This window comes from Pseudomonas sp. 5P_5.1_Bac1, from assembly GCF_025466015.1.
Lineage (GTDB): Bacteria > Pseudomonadota > Gammaproteobacteria > Pseudomonadales > Pseudomonadaceae > Aquipseudomonas.
This window is the reverse complement of the sequence record NZ_JANLNX010000050.1, coordinates 89794-111458: the sequence shown is the minus strand read 5'-3', so window position 1 is coordinate 111458 and position 21665 is coordinate 89794. Positions and strand designations below refer to the sequence as shown.

The 21665-nt window shown below is 63.1% G+C and carries 20 protein-coding genes; 6 read left to right on the top strand and 14 right to left on the bottom strand.

The genetic code is table 11. The features are described 5' to 3' along the window. Both rapZ and NTD82_RS10240 read left to right on the top strand, forming a co-directional pair. Entirely contained in the window at positions 1-855 is an 855-nt protein-coding gene (gene rapZ / locus NTD82_RS10245) for an RNase adapter RapZ (RefSeq protein ID WP_262128676.1), read from the top strand. 20 nt (positions 856-875) lie between these two features. Further along, entirely contained in the window at positions 876-1148 is a 273-nt protein-coding gene (locus NTD82_RS10240) for an HPr family phosphocarrier protein (RefSeq protein ID WP_095159604.1), read from the top strand. A gap of 9 nt (positions 1149-1157) precedes the next feature. On the opposite strand, the gene NTD82_RS10235 is transcribed toward NTD82_RS10240, so the two are convergent. The 6 genes from NTD82_RS10235 to pmbA form a co-directional block, all read right to left on the bottom strand. After that, positions 1158-2051 carry a ZIP family metal transporter gene (locus NTD82_RS10235; protein ID WP_095159603.1) on the bottom strand — a complete coding sequence of 298 codons (894 nt, stop codon included), beginning with the start codon at positions 2049-2051 and terminating at the stop codon, positions 1158-1160. 11 nt (positions 2052-2062) lie between these two features. After that, positions 2063-2674 (bottom strand): superoxide dismutase, encoded by a 612-nt coding sequence (locus NTD82_RS10230; protein ID WP_095159602.1) that lies wholly within the window; start codon positions 2672-2674, stop codon positions 2063-2065. After that, positions 2675-3136 carry a tetratricopeptide repeat protein gene (locus NTD82_RS10225; protein ID WP_095159601.1) on the bottom strand — a complete coding sequence of 154 codons (462 nt, stop codon included), beginning with the start codon at positions 3134-3136 and terminating at the stop codon, positions 2675-2677. Between the two features lie 27 nt (positions 3137-3163). Continuing rightward, positions 3164-4540 carry a class II fumarate hydratase gene (locus NTD82_RS10220; RefSeq protein WP_262128675.1) on the bottom strand — a complete coding sequence of 459 codons (1377 nt, stop codon included), beginning with the start codon at positions 4538-4540 and terminating at the stop codon, positions 3164-3166. Further along, positions 4533-4934: a FagA protein gene (locus tag NTD82_RS10215; RefSeq protein ID WP_095159625.1), complete on the bottom strand. Its 402-nt coding sequence runs from the start codon at positions 4932-4934 to the stop codon at positions 4533-4535. Before NTD82_RS10215 ends, NTD82_RS10220 begins: the two co-directional genes overlap by 8 nt. A 132-nt stretch (positions 4935-5066) precedes the next feature. Next, positions 5067-6413, bottom strand: coding sequence for a metalloprotease PmbA (gene pmbA / locus NTD82_RS10210; RefSeq protein WP_262128674.1), 1347 nt, complete (start codon positions 6411-6413; stop codon positions 5067-5069). A gap of 109 nt (positions 6414-6522) precedes the next feature. Between pmbA and yjgA the strand changes: the two genes are divergently transcribed. Next, the gene (gene yjgA / locus NTD82_RS10205) at positions 6523-7044 is read left to right on the top strand and encodes a ribosome biogenesis factor YjgA (RefSeq protein ID WP_095159598.1); all 522 of its coding nucleotides are present in this window, start codon (positions 6523-6525) and stop codon (positions 7042-7044) included. 42 nt (positions 7045-7086) lie between these two features. Here yjgA and tldD read toward each other — a convergent pair whose 3' ends face one another. From tldD to mreB, 8 genes are all read right to left on the bottom strand, one after another. After that, a complete protein-coding gene (tldD, locus tag NTD82_RS10200; protein ID WP_262128673.1) occupies positions 7087-8526 on the bottom strand; it encodes a metalloprotease TldD in 1440 nt (479 codons plus the stop codon). Positions 8527-8528: 2 nt separating this feature from the next. Then, positions 8529-9380: a carbon-nitrogen hydrolase family protein gene (locus NTD82_RS10195; RefSeq protein WP_262128672.1), complete on the bottom strand. Its 852-nt coding sequence runs from the start codon at positions 9378-9380 to the stop codon at positions 8529-8531. Between the two features lie 9 nt (positions 9381-9389). After that, complete coding sequence (locus NTD82_RS10190; protein WP_262128671.1) at positions 9390-13202, bottom strand: YhdP family protein; 3813 nt, start codon at positions 13200-13202, stop codon at positions 9390-9392. Positions 13203-13290: 88 nt separating this feature from the next. Next, on the bottom strand, positions 13291-14748 hold the full coding sequence (rng, locus tag NTD82_RS10185) for a ribonuclease G (RefSeq protein WP_095159594.1): 1458 nt from the start codon (positions 14746-14748) through the stop codon (positions 13291-13293). An 83-nt stretch (positions 14749-14831) separates the two neighbouring features. Beyond that, the gene (locus NTD82_RS10180) at positions 14832-15440 is read right to left on the bottom strand and encodes a Maf family protein (protein WP_095159593.1); all 609 of its coding nucleotides are present in this window, start codon (positions 15438-15440) and stop codon (positions 14832-14834) included. Positions 15441-15478: 38 nt separating this feature from the next. Next, on the bottom strand, positions 15479-15967 hold the full coding sequence (mreD, locus tag NTD82_RS10175) for a rod shape-determining protein MreD (RefSeq protein WP_262128670.1): 489 nt from the start codon (positions 15965-15967) through the stop codon (positions 15479-15481). After that, entirely contained in the window at positions 15967-17034 is a 1068-nt protein-coding gene (gene mreC / locus NTD82_RS10170; protein WP_095159591.1) for a rod shape-determining protein MreC, read from the bottom strand. Before mreC ends, mreD begins: the two co-directional genes overlap by 1 nt. A 165-nt stretch (positions 17035-17199) precedes the next feature. Further along, a complete protein-coding gene (gene mreB, locus NTD82_RS10165; protein WP_008371426.1) occupies positions 17200-18237 on the bottom strand; it encodes a rod shape-determining protein MreB in 1038 nt (345 codons plus the stop codon). A gap of 199 nt (positions 18238-18436) precedes the next feature. Here mreB and gatC point away from each other — a divergent pair, with 199 nt between their 5' ends. Genes gatC through gatB form a run of 3 tightly spaced genes read left to right on the top strand, consistent with a single transcriptional unit; the run spans position 18437 to position 21649 of the window. Further along, positions 18437-18724 carry an Asp-tRNA(Asn)/Glu-tRNA(Gln) amidotransferase subunit GatC gene (gatC, locus tag NTD82_RS10160; RefSeq protein WP_095159590.1) on the top strand — a complete coding sequence of 96 codons (288 nt, stop codon included), beginning with the start codon at positions 18437-18439 and terminating at the stop codon, positions 18722-18724. A gap of 16 nt (positions 18725-18740) precedes the next feature. Continuing rightward, entirely contained in the window at positions 18741-20192 is a 1452-nt protein-coding gene (gatA, locus tag NTD82_RS10155) for an Asp-tRNA(Asn)/Glu-tRNA(Gln) amidotransferase subunit GatA (protein WP_262128669.1), read from the top strand. A gap of 11 nt (positions 20193-20203) precedes the next feature. Next, the gene (gene gatB, locus NTD82_RS10150; protein WP_262128668.1) at positions 20204-21649 is read left to right on the top strand and encodes an Asp-tRNA(Asn)/Glu-tRNA(Gln) amidotransferase subunit GatB; all 1446 of its coding nucleotides are present in this window, start codon (positions 20204-20206) and stop codon (positions 21647-21649) included. Positions 21650-21665 lie beyond the last annotated feature (16 nt).

Sequence of the window (21665 nt, the reverse complement as noted above, 5' to 3'; positions counted from 1 at the left end):
ATGCGCCTCGTCATCGTCAGCGGCCGATCCGGCTCGGGCAAGAGCACCGCCCTCGACGTTCTTGAGGACAACGGCTTCTACTGCATCGACAACCTCCCCGCCGGCCTGCTTCCGCAGTTGGCGGAAAGCGCCCTGATCAATACCGAATTGCTGCAGCCGCGAGTCGCGGTGTCCATCGACGCGCGCAACCTGCCGAGCCACCTGACACGCTTTCCGGAACTGCTGGACGACGCGCGTGCGCGCCATATCCAGTGCGATGTGCTGTATCTCGACGCCGATGAAGAAACCCTGCTCAAGCGTTTTTCGGAGACCCGTCGACGCCACCCGCTGACCAACCAGGACCGCTCGCTGGCCGAGGCAATCCGGGTCGAAAGCGAGTTGCTGAGCCCGATTGCCGATCTCGCCGACCTGAAGATCGACACCACCAGCCTCAACCTCTATCAACTGCGTGACTCGATCAAGCTTCGCCTGCTCAACCAACCTGAGCCGGGCACCGCGTTCCTGGTCGAGTCCTTTGGCTTCAAGCGCGGCATGCCGGTCGATGCCGACGTGGTGTTCGACGTTCGCTGCCTGCCGAACCCTTATTGGAAACCCGAACTGCGCGAGCACTCCGGGCAGGATCAGCCAGTCATCGACTATCTGGCTGCGCAGCCGGATGTGGAGGAAATGTTTCAGGACATCTCCTCCTACCTGCTCAAATGGCTGCCCCGCTTCGCCGCCAGCAATCGCGCCTATGTCACCATTGCCATTGGCTGCACTGGCGGCCACCATCGCTCGGTCTACCTGACCGAACGACTGGGGCAGTTGCTGCAACCCATATTGAAGAACGTTCAGGTCCGCCACCGCGACCTCTAGTCCACAGGATCCCTCCCGCGATGCCCGCAACCGAAATCGAGATCATCAACAAGCTGGGGCTGCATGCCCGTGCAGCAGCCAAGTTCGTTGGCGTGGCGGGCAAGTATTCCTCAACCGTGAAGATTGGGCGCGCCCCCGACAAGCTGGTCGATGGCAAGAGCATCATGGCGGTCATGATGCTGGCGGCGGGCAAAGGCACCAAGGTGCATTTGCTCACCGAAGGGGAAGATGGCGAAACGGCGCTGGGCGCGCTGATCGAGTTGATCAACAACCGGTTCGACGAAGGCGAGTAAACCGCGCTGTCAGGACAGCGCGGTATCCATCACCATCATCAGGCAGAAGCCGATACACAGCCCCAGACTGGCCAGGCGATGATGCCCGTTGGCCCGTGACTCGGGAATGATCTCCTGGGTCACTACCAACAACATGGCCCCGGCCGCAAAGGCCAGGCCCAGCGGTAGCAGCAGTTCAGCCACTTTCACCAGCCAGGCGCACAACAGTGCCGCCGCCGGCTCCACCAGCCCGGATGCCGCACCGATCAGGAACGCCTTGAATCGCGCCATCCCGGCTCCCGCCAGCACCAACGCAATCACCAGGCCTTCCGGCACGTCCTGCAGGGCAATGCCCATCGCCAGGCTGTCCGCATCCGGCATGCCGCCGCCAGCAGAAACGCCGATGGCCATGCCTTCCGGAATGTTGTGGGCAATGATCGCGATCACGAACACCCAGATCCGCGCAGGCACCACCGGCTGAGTACTCGACGCAACCAGCGCATCAGGCGAGACCCCGGAAACCTTGAGATCAACGAGGTACAGGCACAACGCGCCGAACAGCAGCCCGAAACTGATCAGACCACCCGCGCCCCACTTGCCGAAGCCTACCGCCTGAGCAGCGTCGAGCCCCGGAATGATCAGCGAGAACGCTGTGGCAGCCAGCATGACGCCAGCACCGAACCCCAGAAGGGTATCGGCCAGCGCCACGGGCATATTGCGAATCACCAGCACCGGTACCGCGCCAAGCGCCGTGCCCAATGCACACAGCGCTCCGCCTTCCAGCGCCCGCAACATGCGCGGCTCCAGATCGAGCCAGGCAATGCCTTTGACGACCAGCAACGCCGTGCCGACCAACAGCAGCAAGGTACCCAGTGCCAGACGGAACAAGCGCACACTGCCTATGGACAAGACATCCGAACGCATCCGTCTGTCACTCACGCCAGGGCAGCAACGTAACGCCGTTCAACTTCGGCCCAGTCGACCACGTTGTAAAAGGCGTTGATGTATTCCGGACGACGGTTCTGGTACAGCAGGTAGTAGGCGTGCTCCCAGACGTCCAGGCCGAGGATCGGCGTATTGCCGTTCATCAGCGGGCTGTCCTGGTTGCCGCTGCTTTCCACGACCAGTTTCTTCTCGGGGGTCACGCTCAACCACGCCCAGCCGCTGCCGAAGCGGGTCAGCGCCGCCTTGGTGAACGCATCCTTGAAGGCATCAAAACCACCTAGCTGCTCATCGATGGCCTTGGCCACGCTGTCTTGTGGCACGCCGCCACCGGTCGGCGACATCACCGTCCAGAACAGCGAATGGTTGGCATGCCCGCCACCCTGGTTGATGACCGCCGCCTGCAGGTTTTGCGGCAGTTGCTTGACCGCAGCCACCAGTTTTTCCACCGGCCACTCAGCCCACTCCGTGCCATCAACCGCGGCGTTGAGGTTGTTGATGTAGGTCTGATGGTGCTTGGTGTGGTGGATCTGCATGGTCTGGGTGTCGATGTGCGGTTCCAGCGCATCGTAGGCGTAAGGCAATGCAGGCAAGGTGTAAGGCATTTAGTGAATTCCTTGTTGGAAGGCTCGTGGGGTCACGGGGTCCTGACCAGCCAGCACGCCGGGCTGCGGTTCCTGCCGATAAAGCAGGCGCTCGGTGCGCGGATACTGGCCGTATTCGCTGATGAAACTCAGCAGTTCGGTGTAGGTCTTTCCGCTCTGGCGCAGGGCAGCTTCGCGCAGGCTCTGCGACAGGCGCATGTCCTGGCTGGCGCCCAGCAGCCGCTGATGGATCGCACAGAGATACTCGGCGCTTTCCTGCGGCTGCTTCAGACGCAGATGAAGGTCTGCCAGGTTGTGATGCGAGATCACACAGGCGGCCACTGCTTCGTCGGCGTCATGCCAGCGTTCGAAGAGCACCTGGGCCAGGGCCAGGGCCTGCAAGTACAGCTCGCGGGCATCGACCAGATCGCCCTGATTGAACAGGCGGTTGGCGATTTCCGTGGTGCGTTTCCAATGCTGCATGGCAAACCTCCAAAGCAGTGAACGGCGTCAGATGCCGCCGGCGGTGAGCTTTTCCGGATCCAGCAGGACTTCCAACTGGGTACGCGACAGCTCGGTATGTTCCAGCGCGACGTCAATGACCGGACGCCCTTGTTTGTAAGCGGTCTTGGCGATTTCAGCGGCCTTCTGGTAACCGATGATCGGGTTCAGCGCGGTGACCAGGATCGGGTTGCGCGACAGCGCTTCCTTGAGCTTGGGCTCGTTGACCTTGAAGGTGGCGATCGCCTTGTCAGCCAGCAGGCGGCTGGCATTGGCCATCAGCTCGATGCTGCTGAGCAGGTTCAGGGCAATGACCGGCAGCATCACGTTCAGCTCGAAGTTGCCGGACTGACCGGCAACAGCGATGGTGGCGTCGTTGCCGATGACCTGGGCGGCGACCATCGCCGTGGCTTCCGGAATCACCGGATTGACCTTGCCCGGCATGATCGAAGAGCCCGGCTGCAGACCTTCCAGCTCGATCTCGCCGAGGCCGGCCAGCGGACCGGAGTTCATCCAGCGCAGGTCGTTGGCGATCTTCATCAGCGCCACCGCAGTGACCTTGAGCTGACCGGACGCCGCCACCGCGGTGTCCTGGGAGCCGATCAGGGCGAACAGGTTTTCACCTGACACGAACTCGACCTGGGTCAAGCCGCTCAGTTGCTTGGCGAACAGGCCGGAGAACTCGGGGTGCGCGTTGATCCCGGTGCCGACAGCCGTACCGCCTTGCGCCAGGGCCTGCAGGCTCGGCAAAACATCCTGCAGATGGCCGATGCTGGCCTTGATCTGCTGCGCCCAGCCGCCGAGCACCTGGCTCATGCGCACCGGCATGGCGTCCATCAGGTGAGTACGGCCGGTCTTGACGAACGGATGAACCTGCTCGGCCTTGGCCTCGATTACCTTGACCAGATGGTTCAGCGCCGGCAGCAGTTGCTCGTGCAACGCCAGCGCGGCACTGACGTGGATGGTGGTCGGGATGATGTCGTTGCTGCTCTGGCCGCAGTTGACGTGATCGTTCGGGTTGACCGTGTCGCCCAGCACGCGGCTGGCGATGGTCGCGATCACTTCGTTGGCGTTCATGTTGGAGCTGGTGCCGGAACCGGTCTGGAACACATCCACCGGGAAGTGCTGCATGAAGTCGTCGGCGAGCAATTGCTCGACCGCCGCGACGATCGCCTCGCCCTGCTCCCGGCTCACTTGCTCGAGCTGGATGTTGGCCTTGGCTGCCGCGGCCTTGGCCAGCAGTAGTGCGCGAATGAACTGCGCCGGCATGCGTTGCTGGCTGATCGGGAAGTTGTTGACCGCGCGCTGGGTCTGGGCGCCGTACAGGGCCTCGGCCGGCACCTGCAGTTCACCCATGCTGTCACGCTCGATACGGGTATTACTCATCATCAAGTCCTTGCATCAGTTCAGCGGAAGAAATCGAAGGCAACAGCGTGCAATTCGCCAGTTGCAGGGCCAGCGGCTGCCAACGCTGGCCGTGCTCGCCGCCATCGAGCTTGCGCAGTTGCAGCAGCGGTCGCCACGCCTGGTCGAGACACAGGCAGCGCCAATGCCACGGCAACATGCGGTCGCAGGCGGTATCGAGCAGAAGACGGAAAGAAGTGAGGGCCACGGTCCAAGCCGAGGTATCGGTACAACAGACCAGATAGCGACCTTCAGCCAGATAGTGTTCGATCACGCGCGGCTCGTCGGGCTCGAGCGCACAGCGGATACGCCGGCTCAGCCAGCGCCAGTTTTCGAGGTAGGGCAATTCGTGGAGGACGGATTTCATGAATATCATCACCATCGTAATGATATTCATTATTAATTGATAAATAGAATCAGTTCAAGCGCGTTTCTGCAGAAACAAAAAACCCGGCGCAGAGGCCGGGCTTTCAGAATCACCGTTGGTGAACAGACCGTGTGAGTAAAATCAGCTTCCCGCGACAGTCATGCGCTCGATCAGAATCGAGCCGGTGTGGATGTTGCTACGGGTTTCAAGATCATTGCCGATGGCGACAATCTGCTGGAACATGTCTTTCATATTGCCGGCGATCGTCACCTCTTGAACGGCGAACTGAATCTCGCCGTTTTCCACCCAGTAACCCGCTGCACCACGGGAATAATCACCGGTCACCATGTTCAGGCCATGCCCCATCAACTCGGTTACCAGCAACCCGCGACCCATGCGGCGGATCAGGGCGGCCTGGTCCTCGACGCCGTGGGTGACGAACAGGTTGTGCACGCCGCCCGCGTTGGCGGTGCTGGGCAGGCCCAGTTTGCGACCTGAATAGGTGCCGAGCACGTAGGAAACCAACTGGCCATTTTCGACGAACGGTTTGGCGTAGGTCGCCAGGCCGTCACCGTCGAACGCGGCGCTGCCCAGTGCGCGAGGCAGGTGCGGACGCTCGTCGAGGGTCAACCAGCTCGGGAACAACTGCTGGCCGAGGGTACCTTCGAGGAACGACGACTTGCGGTAAAGGTTGCCGCCAGAAATCGCCGAGAGGAAGCTGCCGAACAGACCACCGGCCAGTTCTGCGGAGAACAGCACCGGCACTTCGCAAGTCGGTACCGGTCGCGCACCCAGGCGGCTGGCCGCGCGCTGGGCCGCACGCTGACCGATGCTGCGTGGATCGGCGAGCAATTCGCCCTGGCGATTGACGTCGTACCAGTAGTCACGCTGCATCTGCCCGTCGCCTTCGGCGATCATCACGCAACTCAGGCTGTGGCGGGTCGAGGCGTAACCGCCGATGAAACCGTGGCTGTTGCCGTAGACCCGGCAACCCTGATGGGTATTGAGGGTGGTGCCATCAGCGTTCTTGATTCGCGCATCGGCGTCGAAGGCGGCGGCCTCGCAGGCCAGCGCCTTTTCGATGGCCTGCTCGGGGGTGATATCCCAGGCGTGATAGAGGTCGAAGTCCTGGAGATCGCGGGCCATCAGCGCCGGATCGGCCAGCCCCGAGCAATCATCTTCAGAAGTGTGTTTGGCGATGGCCAAGGCTGCGGCGACCGTCTCGCGAATCGCCTCGCTGCCGCTGGCCGAGGTGCTGGCCGAGCCTTTGCGCTGGCCGACGTAGAGGGTGATGCCGAAACCCTGGTCACGGTTGAATTCCACCGTTTCCACTTCACGCTGACGTACCGAGGTCGATAGCCCCTGCTCCAGCGATACCGCCACTTCACAGGCACTGGCGCCCTGGCGCTTCGCTTCGGCGATGATCTGCTCGACCTGCTCCTGCAAGGCCGGCAGGGCTTGCGGACCTACGCTCTGGACTGCACTCATGGTTTTCTCCACTCAAATACGGCGTTCGGCGAGGGTCATCGAGCGACCGGGCCGGACAAGCGGCCCCCGACTGGTTATCATGGCGGCGTTTCTCAGCGGACTGCCCCCCATGGTTGATTCTTACGATGCCTTCGACGAAGGCGAAAAAAGCAAAACCCAGATCAAGCGCGAGATGCAGGCGCTGGTCGATATGGGCGAGCGCCTCACCACGCTCAAGCCCGACACCCTGGCCAAACTGCCTTTGACCGATGAATTGCGCAGGGCTCTCGAAGAGCACAAGAAGCACACGGCAAACGAGGCCAAGAGGCGCCACCGGTCGTTCATCGGCAAGCTGATGCGTGACCAGGACATCGATGCCATCAACGCACTGCTTGAGCAGCTCGACGCCTCCACCCGCCAGTACAACGAGCGCTTCCACAACCTCGAGCGCTGGCGTGACCGGCTGATCGAGGGCACCGACGAGGTCCTGGAAAAATTCGTCCAGGAGTTCCCGGAAGCCGATCGCCAGCAACTGCGTTCGTTCATCCGCCAGGCCCAGCACGAGCAGAAGACGAACAAGGCGCCATCCGCCTCGCGCAAGATCTTCAAGTACATTCGCGAACTCGACGAAGTTCAGCGCGGCCTGCGCTGAGTTCCGCCACCGGGCAGGCGCCCTGCCCGCCCGGTTTCATCTTTATGCCCCCGTGCCACCCACGGTGATCGCATCGATCTTCAGGGTCGGCTGGCCCACGCCAACCGGCACCGACTGACCATCTTTCCCACACGTTCCTACGCCACTGTCCAACGACAGGTCGGTGCCGACCATCGACACCCGGCTCATCGCTTCCGGCCCGTTGCCGATCAGCGTCGCCCCCTTGACCGGCGTGGTGATCTTGCCGTCTTCGATCAGGTAGGCCTCGCTGGTGGAGAACACGAACTTGCCACTGGTGATATCCACCTGGCCACCGCCGAGGTTGGCGCAGTACAGGCCGCGCTTGACCGAAGCGATGATCTCCGCCGGGTCACTCTCGCCGGCGCGCATGTAGGTGTTGGTCATGCGCGGCATCGGCAGATGGGCGTAGGATTCGCGCCGGCCGTTGCCGGTCACTGCCATGCCCATCAGACGGGCGTTGAGCTTGTCCTGCATGTAGCCGACCAGCTTGCCGTTCTCGATCAGCGTGGTGCATTCGGTCGGGACGCCTTCGTCATCGACGCTCAGCGAACCGCGGCGCCCTTCCAGGGTGCCGTCGTCAACGATGGTGCAGAGGCTCGACGCGACCATCTCGCCCAGCCGGCCGCTGTAGGCCGAGCTGCCCTTGCGGTTGAAGTCGCCTTCCAGGCCATGGCCGACCGCTTCGTGCAGCAGCACGCCGGACCAGCCCGAGCCCAGCACCACAGGCAAGGTGCCTGCTGGCGCCGGGACGGCTTCCAGATTGACCAGCGCCTGGCGCAGCGCTTCGCGGGCGAAGCCCATGACCCGATCGTCGGTGAAATAGCGGTAATCGGTGCGACCGCCACCACCGTGGCCACCGCGCTCGCGACGACCATTCTGTTCGACGATGACGCTGACGTTGAAACGCACCAACGGGCGAATGTCCGCAGCGAGGCTGCCGTCAGCGGCGGCGATCAGGATGCGCTCCCAGACCCCGGCCATACTCACGCTGACCTGTTGAATACGCGGGTCCAGCGCACGCGTGGCGGCGTCGACGCGCTTGAGCAGCTCGACTTTCTCTGCCCGGCTCATTACTTCGAGCGGATTGTCCGGCGCGTAGAGCGCGGTGACGTCTTGGCTCTTGAAGGCCTGGACCGTGCCATTCTGCCCGGCCCGGGAAATCGAGCGAGCGGCGCGGGCGGCGGAGGTCAGGGCTTCAAGATTGATTGCGTTGCTGTAGGCAAAACCGGTTTTCTCCCCGGACTGAGCACGTACGCCCACACCCTGGTCGAGGTTGAAGCTGCCTTCCTTGACGATGCCGTCTTCCAGCGCCCAGGACTCCGAAATCTGGCCCTGGAAGTACAGGTCGGCGGCGTCGATACCTGGCCCGGCCAACTCGCCCAGCACCGATTGCAGGCTGTCGAGGGTCAGGTCGCCGGGGGCCAGCAGTTGCTCGCTGACGCGTGTTAACAACTCGCTCATAGTCACTCCGAGAGGTACGCGGGCCGCACTGCGTCCCGCGAGAAAAAGCGCCGGTGCGAGGCCACCGGCATCCGCGCCCTGATGGACGCTTGTTCAATACTGTCGCGTGTCGCCAGCAGCACCGCTTCACCGCGGGCCTGTTCGGCGAGGATTCGCCCCCAAGGATCGACGATCGCCGCCTGTCCGTGGGTTTCACGCGGGCCTGGATGGACGCCTCCCTGGGCGGCGGCCAGCACATAACACTGGGTTTCGATCGCTCGCGCCCGGATCAGCACTTCCCAGTGCGCCGCGCCGGTAACCGCGGTGAACGCCGCCGGCGCAGTAATCAGTTCCGCACCCGCCTCGCGCAGCGCGCTGTAAAGCTCGGGAAAACGCAGGTCGTAACAAACGCTCAGGCCCACTTTGCCGACCGGCGTATCTGTCACCACCACGTGCGCGCCATGGGCGTAGTCGTCCGACTCACGATAGCGGCCACGGTTGTCGGCCACATCCACATCGAACAGATGAAGCTTGTCGTAGCGGGCAACCAGCTCGCCGTGCTCGTCCACCAGCAGGGAGCAGGCATGGGCTTTGGCCTCGGGCTGGTCGACGGGCGGCAGCGGCAAGGTGCCCGCCACAACCCATAACCTGAGGTCGCGGGCGGTCTGTTTCAACCACGGCAGGATCGGTCCTTCGCCCCGCGCTTCGGCCCGGCCGATCGCCGCGCTGTCGCGGCGGCCCATGGCGGCGAAGTTTTCCGGCAGCACCGCGAGCCGCGCACCACCGGCAGCGGCCTGTTCCAACAGAGCGCGAGCGCGGGCCAAGTTGGCGGCGATATCGTCCTGACTGATCATCTGAATGACGGCGAAGGTCATGTCCGGGCCTTAATTGGATTTTTCAAAGGGTTTGACGAAGGTCATTTTAGGCTCTTTCACCGGACCTTCGACCCGATAGTGGACGCTGGCATAACGCGCGACCCGGTCACCCAGCAACCGATCCACCAGAAACAGCGCGCCACCAATGGCCGGCGCCCCGACGATCAACGCGGCCAGCGGCAGATTGTTGGTCACCGGCAGGGTCACCATGAGGTTGGCATCAATGCGGTCGCGAACCATATCCAGCGTGCCCTCCAGCTCGAAGTTGCTGGACGGGCCGGTCATGGCAATGGGGCTGCGGGTGACGTACACGCCTTCGCTGGCCACCAGCACACCCTTGACCCGGTCATAGCTCAGCCCCTTGCCGAGCAGGTCGGAGAAGTCCAGGCGCAAACGCCGGCCGATCGAGTTGAAGTTGAGCAAACCAAACACCCGCAGCGCCTGGGCACTGGCATCGACTTCGACGAACTGGCCGTTACGCAGGCTCGCATCCATGCTGCCGGAGAACCGCTTGAGGCTGACCCAGGCCGGCGAACCTTGCCAGCGCCCGTCGACATCCATATGGAAGTCGCGGCTGGTGACCGTTGGGGCAAAGTCCCAGGCCTTGAGCACATCGCCCAGGTCGGCACCTTCCAGGCGGCCTTTGTACCAACTGCTGCTGGCGCCCGGGACGCCTTCCCAGCCCGCAGAACCATCGACCATCAGGCCCTTGAGGTTCAGATCGAGATCGTTGATTGCCACGCCTTTGCTGGTGGGGCGCAGCTTGAGCGACCAACTGCCCAGCAGATCGTCACCCCGGAACAGCTTGGCGATGCTCAGATCCAGGGCCGGGATCTTGCGCGGGTCCACTGTTGCCAGCGGGTCCGGGGCATCCGGCGCGGTCTCTTCGGCCGGGTCGGCGGCAGGCAAGTGCAGGGTTTGCAGGTTGACGGCGATCGGCGCGGCCTTGGCATCGGGAACCCGCGCATTGCCGATGACTTCCTTGCTGTCCAGGCGCAGCGCCCAGTTGTCGCTGTTGCGGTCCAGGCGCACCACGGCCTGGTTGAGATCGAAGCTATAGACCTTGAGCTTGCCGATGCTCAGGTCCACACCCCGCAGAAACTGCCGCGCACTGGTGCCCGGATCATCGCCGGCCAGGCTGGCCAGTTGCTTTTGCCAGGCCTCGACATCCACTTCACTGACCGTGCCTTTGATCCGCAGTCCCTGAGCAGTCGGCAACTGGCTGTTACCGGCCCCCAGCGCCAACTCGCCGCGCCCCTGGTCCAGTTTCCCGGCAGGCGCCGCGTAGACCATGTTGGCCAGATCGGTGTAGGTCGCATCAAAGCGCTGCTCCGGGCCTTGCAGGGTCATGCGGAACTGGCTGTCACGGGTGTCGTTGGCGGCCTTGCCGAACGGCGCTGGCAGGTCGATGGTCAGGCCCTTGAGGTTCGAATCGACGCTCAACAGGTTATCGCGACTGCCCAGCGACACCTGCAACTGATAGGGCAACTCACCGGAAAGCGGCAGAGGCTGGCTGAACTTCAGCCAGTCGGTCAGCGACTTCAGGGCAATCTGCCCCTTGGCGGTGATACGGGTCTGCAGTTGCCCGGGCTTGCCCTCGGCGAAAATCTGCGCGGTGATCGGCTTGTCGAACGCCTTGGCGGTGATGTTCTTGCCGCTCAAGCCGGCGTCCAGGTCGAAGCGGAAATCACCCTTGAGCTGGGTCAGTTCAAGGGCTGGCTCGGCAAGTTTCAGGCGGGCTTTATCGGTGCGGAAGTCCACGACCACCTTCGGCGCCACATCGTGGGTCAGCGGAATGTCGAGTTTGACGGAGCCTTTCAGGTCACCCTCGCCTTCCCAGCCGGCGAACGTCGCGCCGGTGCCGATAGGCGCCTCCTGGAGAATCTTCACGCCATCGCCCAGGCCGCCGTCGAAATCGCCATCCAGGTACAGGTGGCTGTGTTCACCCTCCGCCACATGGGGGATGTCGACCACGACATTGCTCACCCGGGTGTCGAGCAGTTGTCCGGCGCTGGCCTTGATCCGCACACCGTGGTCATCGATGAACACATCACCGTCCACCTTGCTGACCTGCGGCCAGCCGGGCTGGAAGTCCAGGGTGGCGTCGCGCACCTTGAAGAACAGGCTGATATTGCGCGAATGGTCAGGCGCACCGTGGCTCAACGAGCCTTGGTACTGGAAATAGCCTTCGTCCACGGCGCCCTTGAGGATCGCCGTGCGCAGCCAGTGGTCCACCGACGGGCTGAGGACTTCCGGCAGGTATTTGGGCGTGTAGCGACCGTCGCCATCGACCAGACCGACCCGCAAGTCCATGTAGTCTTCACTGGCTTCTTCGAAAAACAGCCGAATCAGGAAATCGCCAGCAATCTTGCCTTCTTCGCCGAGCACCTTGAGATAGGGCGCGATCAGGGTGAAGCTTTCCTTGTCGAGCTTCCAGGTCAGCAGGGCATTGGCTTTGAGGTAGTGCCAGGGGTCGGCGAAGATCGGCACCAGATGCAGCATGAATTTATCGGTATCCAGGCGCAGTTCGCCGTGGCCGAGGTCACCACTGATGCTGCCGCTGACATTCCCCGCCGCCGGCGCGCCGTGGTAGGCGTCGAAGCCGACGCGGTCGAGGTTTGCGGCGAAGCTGAAGCGGCGATCGCCCTCGGCTTCAGGGCGGACTTCCAGGCGAACATTGCGCAGGCCACCCGTCACTTTCAGCCCGTCGACCACCGCCATGCCGGCGGCCGGCAACGGGCCGAGGGCCTGAATCACTGGCGTGAGTGGAGTGAGGTCAAGACGGTCGGCCTGGATTTCCCACAACTCACCGTCCGCACCCGCGGCGGTCTGGTTGATTTGCAGATGGGATTCCCAACGCGTCTTGCCGAGGTTCATGGCCAGGGAATCGACGGTCACCTTCACGCCTTGTTCGCTGCGGCGCAGCCAGGCATTGAGTGCCAGGTTTTCCACGGTGACCGGCTTGCGTTCTGCGTAAGCCGCGCGCACTTGAGGGGCGTTCAGGCGCAGCGTTGCGCTCTGCAACTGCCCTTTGCCCCAGCCGATCCACAGCTCACCACCGGCACGCACTTCGGGCGCCTGCCACTGGCCGAGCAGGCGGGCCGGCAACCACTTGGCCCAGTCGCTCTGCGGCAGGCTCAGGTAGGCATCGACTTCACCTTCGCGCCATTTCGCCGGACGGACGCGGCTATCCAGACGCAGCGCCATCGGCTGACCATCCGGCAAGGTCATGCGGGCATCAAGACGTTGGCGCACACTGCCGGTCTGCAGGCTGAGGCCGACATAGGTCAGGGTCATGGGGTCGTGATCGATGGGTTCCAGCGTTACCTGGCTGTCGAGCACCGAGATTTTCGAGACCATCTGCATGCGCTGCAGCAGTTGCTCGACGTCGAGCGGCGCGTCGTCCTGGACCGGCAGGCCCTTGAGCGACCAGCGACCGTCTTCGTTTTCATGCAGGTTCAGTTGCAGGCCGCCGAGTTCGACACGGGCAAGGCGCAACTCACGCCGGGTCAGGCTGGACCACAGGTCGGGCACCACCTTCACTGCATCCAGACGCAGGGCCGAGTTGCCCTCACCCACTTGGACGTCATGCACCACCAGAATCGGCGCCAGACCACTCCAGCGCCCTTCCAGCGCGCCAATGTGCACGGGCATGCCGAGGGCGGCCTCGGCCTTGCCCTCGGCTTCACTGCGGTATTCGGCAACCAGCGGAATCAGCTCGCGGCCGAGGCTGACATAGAGTGCAACCAGCACCGCCAGCAACGCACAGGCACCCAGGCCCCAGCGGGTCAGTGCAGCAAGAACGCGGATCAGACGCTCCATGCCAGTGGCCCCCCGAGTCGTCCCATAACTATGGCCCGACGTACCGGGTTTGCCAGCACAAAAGAAACCAGCGTGAAATCAGAGCGAGTCAGAGCAGCACCACATCGTATTGTTCCTGGGAATACATGGACTCCACCTGGAAACGAATGGTTCGCCCGATAAAGGCTTCGAGTTCGGCGACATTCCCCGATTCTTCGTCCAGCAGGCGGTCCACCACCTTTTGGTTGGCGAGCACTCTATAGCCTTCGGCCTGGTAGGCCCGCGCCTCGCGAAGAATTTCCCGGAAAATCTCGTAACAGATAGTCTCCGGCGTCTTGAGCTTGCCGCGGCCCTGGCAACTGCTGCACGGCTCGCACAGCACCTGTTCGAGACTTTCACGGGTGCGTTTGCGGGTCATCTGCACCAGGCCCAGCTCGGTGAGGCCGATGATGTTGGTTTTCGCATGGTCGCGTTCGAGCTGCTTTTCCAGGGTGCGTAGCACCTGGCGCTGATGCTCTTCGTCTTCCATGTCGATGAAGTCGATGATGATGATCCCGCCTATATTGCGCAGGCGCAGTTGCCGAGCGATTGCGGTGGCAGCTTCGAGGTTGGTCTTGAAGATGGTTTCTTCGAGATTGCGATGGCCGACGAAGGCGCCGGTGTTCACATCGATGGTGGTCATGGCCTCGGCCGGGTCGATCACCAGATAGCCGCCGGACTTGAGCGGCACCTTGCGCTCAAGGGCGCGCTGGATTTCATCTTCGACGCCGTACAGGTCGAAAATCGGCCGCTCCCCAGGGTAATGCTCCAGACGATCAGCGATTTCCGGCATCAATTCGCCGACGAACTGCGTGGTTTTCTGGAAGGTTTCCCGGGAATCGATGCGGATCTTCTCGATCTTCGGATTCACCAGGTCGCGCAGGGTGCGCAGCGCCAGCCCCAGGTCTTCGTAGATTTCGGTAGGCGCGCCCACGGTCTTGATCTGCGCGCCAATCTGATCCCACAGGCGCCGCAGGTAGCGGATGTCCATGAGAATCTCGTCTGCCCCGGCGCCTTCCGCCGCAGTGCGCAGGATGAAGCCGCCGGAGTCCTGGATGTTTTCCTGGGCGACACAGTCGCTGACCACCTTCTTCAGGCGGTCGCGCTCAGCTTCGTCTTCGATCTTCAGGGAAATGCCGACGTGCTTGGTGCGCGGCATGTAGACCAGATAGCGGGAAGGAATCGACAACTGGGTAGTCAGGCGGGCGCCCTTTGACCCGATGGGGTCCTTGGTCACCTGCACCACCAGGCTTTGCCCCTCATGCACCAGGGCGCTGATGCTTTCGACTGTGGTGCCTTCGCGCAGGGAGATTTCCGAGGCATGGATAAAGGCCGCGCGGTCCAGACCGATATCGACGAAGGCCGCCTGCATGCCCGGCAGCACCCGTACCACCTTGCCCTTGTAGATATTGCCAACGATGCCGCGGCGCTGGGTGCGCTCGACATGCACCTCTTGGAGAACGCCGTTTTCCACCACCGCCACGCGTGATTCCATCGGTGTGATGTTGATCAGAATCTCTTCACTCATGGCAGGCTCTCGTCAAAGTTCTTTGAGGTAATGATGGATTGCCCGACGGAGACTGGCGAGCAATAAACGGTCTCAGTGCTTCCTCATTCTGCTGTCGGCAAGCCCTGCCAGCAGGGAATGCCGAAACGGGCGAGCAATTCGGCGGTTTCGGCGACTGGAAGCCCGACCACACCCGAGTAGCTGCCCTGAAGGTTCTGCACGAATACCGCGCCGAGGCCCTGGATCGCGTAGGCGCCGGCCTTGTCCCGCGGCTCGCCGCTGCTCCAGTAGGCATGCGCCTGCTCTGCGCTGATCGGCCCGAAGGTAACGCGACTGGTGACGCACAGGCTCTCGCTGCGCTGACCATCGCTCACCGCGACGGCAGTCAGCACCTGATGCTCACGTCCGGAAAGCGAGGCCAGGATGGCCAGGGCATCTTCGCGGTCGACGGGCTTGCCAAGAATCCTGCCGTCGAGAACCACGGCGGTATCGGCACCGAGTACGGCCAGAGGCTCGCGGGTGCCGCTGGCGGTCAGCAGGGCCAGGCCGGCAGCCGCCTTGCCGAGGGCCAGGCGCTCGACATAAGCGCTTGCCGACTCATCGGGCAGCGGGGTTTCGTCAATCGAGGCACTGACGACGGTGAAGGGAATGCCGATCTGAGTCAGCAGCTCACGGCGGCGCGGCGAACCGGAGGCCAGGTACAGCGGGGTCATCGTGACGTCTCCCTGTCAGCGTCGAAAAGCAGGATGCTTCAGTAGATACTCAATCGGCTGCGCAGACCGCGCAGACCGAAGCTGATCCATGGCCAGAGCAAGGCACTGGTCACTGCCGGCCAGACCAGCGCCAGCGTGGGCTGACGATTGCCGGTCAGGGCGCTGAGCCACAATTGCACTAGCTGGGCGACGCCGAAGATCACCAGGATGGTCAGGCTCTGCTGCCACATGGGGAACATGCGCAAGCGCTGTTGCAGGCTGAGTACCAGGAAGGTGATGAGGGTCAGGACCAGGGCGTTCTGCCCCAGCAACGTGCCGTACAGCACGTCCTCCGCCAGACCGAGCAAAAACGCGGTGGTCATGCCGACCTTGGTGGGCATGTTCAACGTCCAGAAGGCCAGCAGCAGGGCCAGCCACAGCGGACGGAAGATATCCATGAACGGCGGCATCGGCCACACGCTGAGCAGCAGGCCAACCAGGAAGGTCAACCAGACCACCCAGCCATTCTTGCTGTGTGTACTGACCATCAATGTCTCTCCCGGGAGGGGGTCGTTGGCGTGCCATGGCTTGCGGGCGCAGCAGCGGCAGCCGGCGTTGGCGCGGCCGCAGGTGTGGCCGCCGGGGCATGGGGCGCAGCCGGGGTCGTGGTGGCGGGTGCGGCAGGTGTTGCAGGCGTGGTGGCCGGCGCAGCATGTGCCGCGTCAGTCGCTGTGTGACCGGCGGCGTCCTGGGCCTGCGCCTGGGCTGCGTCGTTGGCTCGCTCTTCGGGGGTACGGCTGTCGCTGAACACCAGCAGCAGGTAACGGCTGCGGTTCAGGGCAGCGGTCGGCACCGCGCGAACAATGGCGAAGGGTTGCCCAGAGTCGTGGATCACTTCCTTCACCGTCGCCACCGGATAACCGGCCGGGAACCGCTGACCCAGGCCGGAACTCACCAGCAGGTCACCTTCCTTGATGTCGGCGGTATCGGCGACATGACGCAGTTCAAGGCGTTCCGGGTTGCCGGTGCCGCTGGCAATCGCGCGCAGGCCGTTGCGGTTGACCTGCACCGGGATGCTGTGGGTGGTGTCGGTCAGCAGCAGCACCCGCGAGGTGTACGGCATCAACTCGACCACCTGGCCCATGAGGCCGCGGGCGTCGAGCACCGGCTGGCCGAGCACGACACCGTCGCGCTCGCCTTTGTTGATCAGAATTCGATGGGTGAACGGGTTCGGGTCCATACCGATCAGTTCGGCGACCTCGACCTTTTCATTGAAGAGCGCCGAGGAGTTGAGCAACTCGCGCAGACGCACGTTCTGCTCGGTCAGGGCAGCCAGCTTTTGCAGGCGACCTTGTAGGAGCAGGGCTTCGGTCTTGAGTTTTTCGTTCTCGGCGATCAGCTCGGTGCGGCTGCCAAACTGGCTGGCCACGCCTTGCCACAGACGCTGCGGCAGATCGGTGATGGTGTAGGACTGCATCAGCACCAGCGACATTTGACTGCGCACGGGCTTGAGCACGGGGAAGCGGGCATCGACCACCATCAAGGCGATCGACAGCACGACCAGCACGAGCAGGCGTACGCCCAGCGACGGGCCTTTGGCGAAAAGCGGTTTAATAAGCCGCTCCTCGTTGACGACGGTTCAGGAGGTCATTCATACGGCAACGCACCGGCCTGGATTGCGGATGGATGGAAGCGACGTCCAGACGGACGCCAGCCGGCAATACAGGTAGCACTGCAAGCGCTACCTGTAAACCGGTCGACAGGGTTGCAATCCGGCGAATCACTCGCTGGAGAGCAGGTCCATGGTGTGTTTGTCCATCATTTCCAGGGCGCGACCGCCGCCACGGGCGACACAGGTCAGCGGGTCCTCGGCAACGATCACCGGCAGGCCGGTTTCCTGGGCCAGCAGCTTGTCCAGGTCGCGAAGCAGAGCGCCACCACCGGTCAGCACCAGGCCACGCTCGGCGATGTCGGACGCCAGTTCCGGAGGCGATTGCTCCAGGGCGCTCTTCACGGCCTGAACGATAGTCGCCAGGGATTCCTGCAGCGCTTCGAGCACTTCGTTGGAATTCAGGGTGAAGGCACGTGGTACGCCTTCGGCCAGGTTACGGCCGCGGACGTCGACTTCGCGCACTTCGCCGCCCGGATAGGCGGTACCGATTTCCTGCTTGATACGCTCGGCGGTGGATTCGCCGATCAGGCTGCCGTAGTTGCGGCGCACGTAAGTCACGATGGCTTCGTCGAAGCGGTCGCCGCCAACGCGAACGGACTCGGCGTAAACCACACCGTTCAGGGAGATCAGTGCGATTTCAGTGGTACCACCACCGATATCGACGACCATCGAGCCACGGGCTTCTTCGACCGGCAGGCCGGCACCGATGGCAGCGGCCATTGGCTCTTCGATCAGGAATACTTCACGGGCACCGGCACCGAGGGCCGATTCACGGATGGCGCGACGCTCGACCTGGGTCGATTTGCACGGAACGCAGATCAACACGCGAGGGCTGGGTTGCAGGAAGCTGTTTTCGTGAACCTTGTTGATGAAGTACTGCAGCATCTTTTCGCAGACGCTGAAGTCGGCGATGACGCCGTCCTTCATCGGACGAATGGCAGCAATGTTGCCGGGAGTACGACCCAGCATGCGCTTTGCTTCGGTGCCGACAGCGACGACACTTTTCTGGTTGCCGTGGGTACGAATGGCCACAACCGAGGGCTCATTCAGGACGATACCGCGCTCACGCACGTAAATAAGGGTGTTGGCAGTGCCCAGGTCGATGGAAAGATCGCTGGAAAACATGCCACGCAGTTTCTTGAACATGGGAAAGGGACCCTGGCAACGCGTGGGTAAAAAAGTGCGGCAAACTCTAACAACGGCGGGGATTTTGGGCAAGGCGCCAATATGTTAAATTGGCAGTTTTTCCGAGCAAGCCAGCACACGATCGGGCCTTATGACCACGTGTGCCCCTACATGTTCCTCATTGCGGACCCATTCCGTTTTCTTTCCCCAGGAGATCCCCATGGCGCTTGAACGCTGCGACGTGGAAAAGATCGCTCACCTGGCCCGACTGGGCCTGAACGAAGCCGATCTGCCACGCACTACCGATGCCCTGAACAGTATTCTGGGACTGGTCGACCAGATGCAGGCCGTCGACACCACCGGTATCGAGCCTCTGGCTCACCCTCTTGAAGCCAGCCAGCGCCTTCGCGCCGACGTTGTAACAGAAAGCAACCAGCGAGACAGCTACCAGGCCATCGCCCCAGCGACGGACAGCGGCCTGTACCTGGTTCCGAAAGTCATCGAGTAAGGGAATAGAGCCTGCCATGCACCAACTCACCCTGGCCGAGATCGCTCGCGGACTCGCCGACAAAGCCTTTTCCTCCGAAGAGCTGACCCGCGCGCTGCTGGCCCGCATCCATCAGCTCGACCCACAGATCAACAGCTTCATCAGTGTCACCGACGACCTGGCCATCAGCCAGGCCCGTGCCGCCGACGCCCGCCGCGCCGCCGGCGAGAACGGGGCGCTGCTGGGCGCACCGATCGCCCATAAAGACCTGTTCTGCACCCAGGGCATCCGCACCAGTTGCGGCTCGAAGATGCTCGACTCGTTCAAGGCCCCCTACGACGCCACCGTGGTCAGCAAGCTGGCCGAGGCCGGTACCGTGACCCTGGGCAAGACCAACATGGACGAATTCGCCATGGGTTCGGCCAACGAATCCAGCCACTACGGCGCGGTGAAGAACCCGTGGAGCTTGGAACACGTGCCTGGCGGTTCCTCCGGTGGTTCGGCTGCGGCCGTGGCTGCCCGCCTGCTGCCGGCCGCCACCGCCACCGACACCGGCGGTTCGATCCGTCAGCCCGCGGCCCTGACCAGCCTGACCGGCCTCAAGCCGACCTACGGCCGCGTCTCGCGTTGGGGCATGATCGCCTACGCGTCGAGCCTCGACCAAGGCGGCCCGCTGGCCCGCACCGCCGAAGACTGCGCCCTGCTGCTGCAAGGCATGGCCGGTTTCGATCCGAAAGACTCCACCAGCATCGATGAGCCGGTCCCGGACTACAGCGCCGGCCTGAACGCCTCGCTGCAGGGCCTGCGCATCGGCCTGCCGAAGGAATACTTCGGCGCCGGCCTCGACCCACGCATCGCCGAACTGGTCCAGGCCAGCGTCAAGGAACTGGAGAAGCTCGGCGCGGTGGTCAAGGAAATCAGCCTGCCGAACATGCAGCACGCCATCCCGGCGTACTACGTGATCGCCCCGGCCGAGGCGTCCTCGAACCTGTCGCGTTTCGACGGCGTGCGCTTCGGCTACCGCTGCGAGAACCCGAAAGACCTCACCGACCTGTACAAGCGTTCCCGCGGCGAAGGCTTCGGCAGCGAAGTGCAGCGCCGGATCATGGTCGGCACCTACGCCCTGTCGGCCGGCTACTACGACGCCTACTACCTGAAGGCCCAGAAGATCCGTCGCCTGATCAAGAACGACTTCATGGCCGCCTTCGAAGGCGTCGACGTGATCCTCGGCCCGACCACGCCGAACCTGGCCTGGAAGATCGGCGCCAAGAACGCCGATCCGGTCGCCGCGTACCTGGAAGACGTCTACACCATCACCGCCAACCTGGCCGGTCTGCCGGGCCTCTCGATGCCGGCCGGTTTCGTCGACGGTCTGCCGGTGGGCGTGCAACTCCTGGCGCCGTACTTCCAGGAAGGCCGCCTGCTCAACGTCGCGCACCGCTATCAGCAAGTGACTGACTGGCACACTCGCGCACCTAACGGCTTCTGAGGGACAGACACATGCAATGGGAAGTTGTTATCGGGCTGGAGATTCACACCCAGCTCGCCACCCAGTCGAAGATTTTCTCCGGCAGCGCCACCACGTTCGGTTCCGAGCCGAACACCCAGGCCAGCCTGATCGACCTGGGCATGCCCGGCGTACTGCCGGTGCTGAACCAGGAAGCGGTGCGCATGGCCTGCATGTTCGGCCTCGCCATCGACGCCGAGATTGGCCAGCACAACGTGTTCGCGCGCAAGAACTACTTCTACCCTGACCTGCCCAAGGGCTACCAGATCAGCCAGATGGAGTTGCCGATCGTCGGCAAGGGCCACCTGGACATCGCTCTGGAAGACGGCACCGTCAAGCGCATCGGCATCACCCGCGCGCACCTGGAAGAAGACGCCGGCAAAAGCTTGCACGAAGACTTCGCCGGCTCCACCGGCATCGACCTGAACCGTGCCGGCACCCCGCTGCTGGAAATCGTTTCCGAGCCGGAAATGCGCAGCGCCAAGGAAGCCGTGGCCTACGTCAAGGCGATCCACGCGCTGGTGCGCTACCTGGGCATCTGCGACGGCAACATGGCCGAAGGCTCGCTGCGTTGTGACTGCAACGTCTCGATCCGTCCGAAAGGCCAGGTCGAGTTCGGCACCCGCTGCGAGATCAAGAACGTCAACTCGTTCCGCTTCATCGAGCGCGCGATCAACAGCGAAATCCAGCGCCAGATCGACCTGATCGAAGACGGCGGCAAGGTCACCCAGGAAACCCGCCTGTACGACCCGAACAAGGACGAAACCCGCTCCATGCGCAGCAAGGAGGAAGCCAACGACTACCGTTACTTCCCCGATCCGGACCTGCTGCCGGTGGTGATCGAGTCGGCCTTCCTCGAAGGCATTCGCGCCACCCTGCCGGAGCTGCCGCCGCAGAAAGTCGAGCGCTTCCAGAGCCAGTACGGCCTGTCGGCTTACGACGCCAACGTGCTGGCTTCCAGCCGTGAGCAAGCGGACTACTTCGAGAAGGTTGCGGCCATTGGTGGCGACGCCAAGCTGGCGGCCAACTGGGTCATGGTGGAGCTGGGCAGCCTGCTGAACAAGCTGGGTGTCGAGATCGACCAGGCGCCGGTCAGCGCCGAGCAACTGGGTGGCATGCTGCAGCGCATTCGCGACAACACCATCAGCGGCAAGATTGCCAAGACCGTGTTCGAAGCGATGGCCAACGGCGAAGGCGATGCCGACCAGATCATCGAAGCGCGCGGTCTGAAGCAAGTGACGGACAGCGGTGCGATCGAGAAGGTACTGGACGAAGTGCTGGCGGCCAACGCCGAGCAGGTCGAGCAGTACCGAGCGGCGGATGAAGCCAAGCGCGGCAAGATGTTCGGCTTCTTTGTCGGTCAGGCCATGAAGGCCTCGAAAGGCAAGGCAAACCCGCAACAGGTGAACGAATTGCTCAAGAGCAAGCTCGAAGGGTAATCGTCACCGAGCCTTG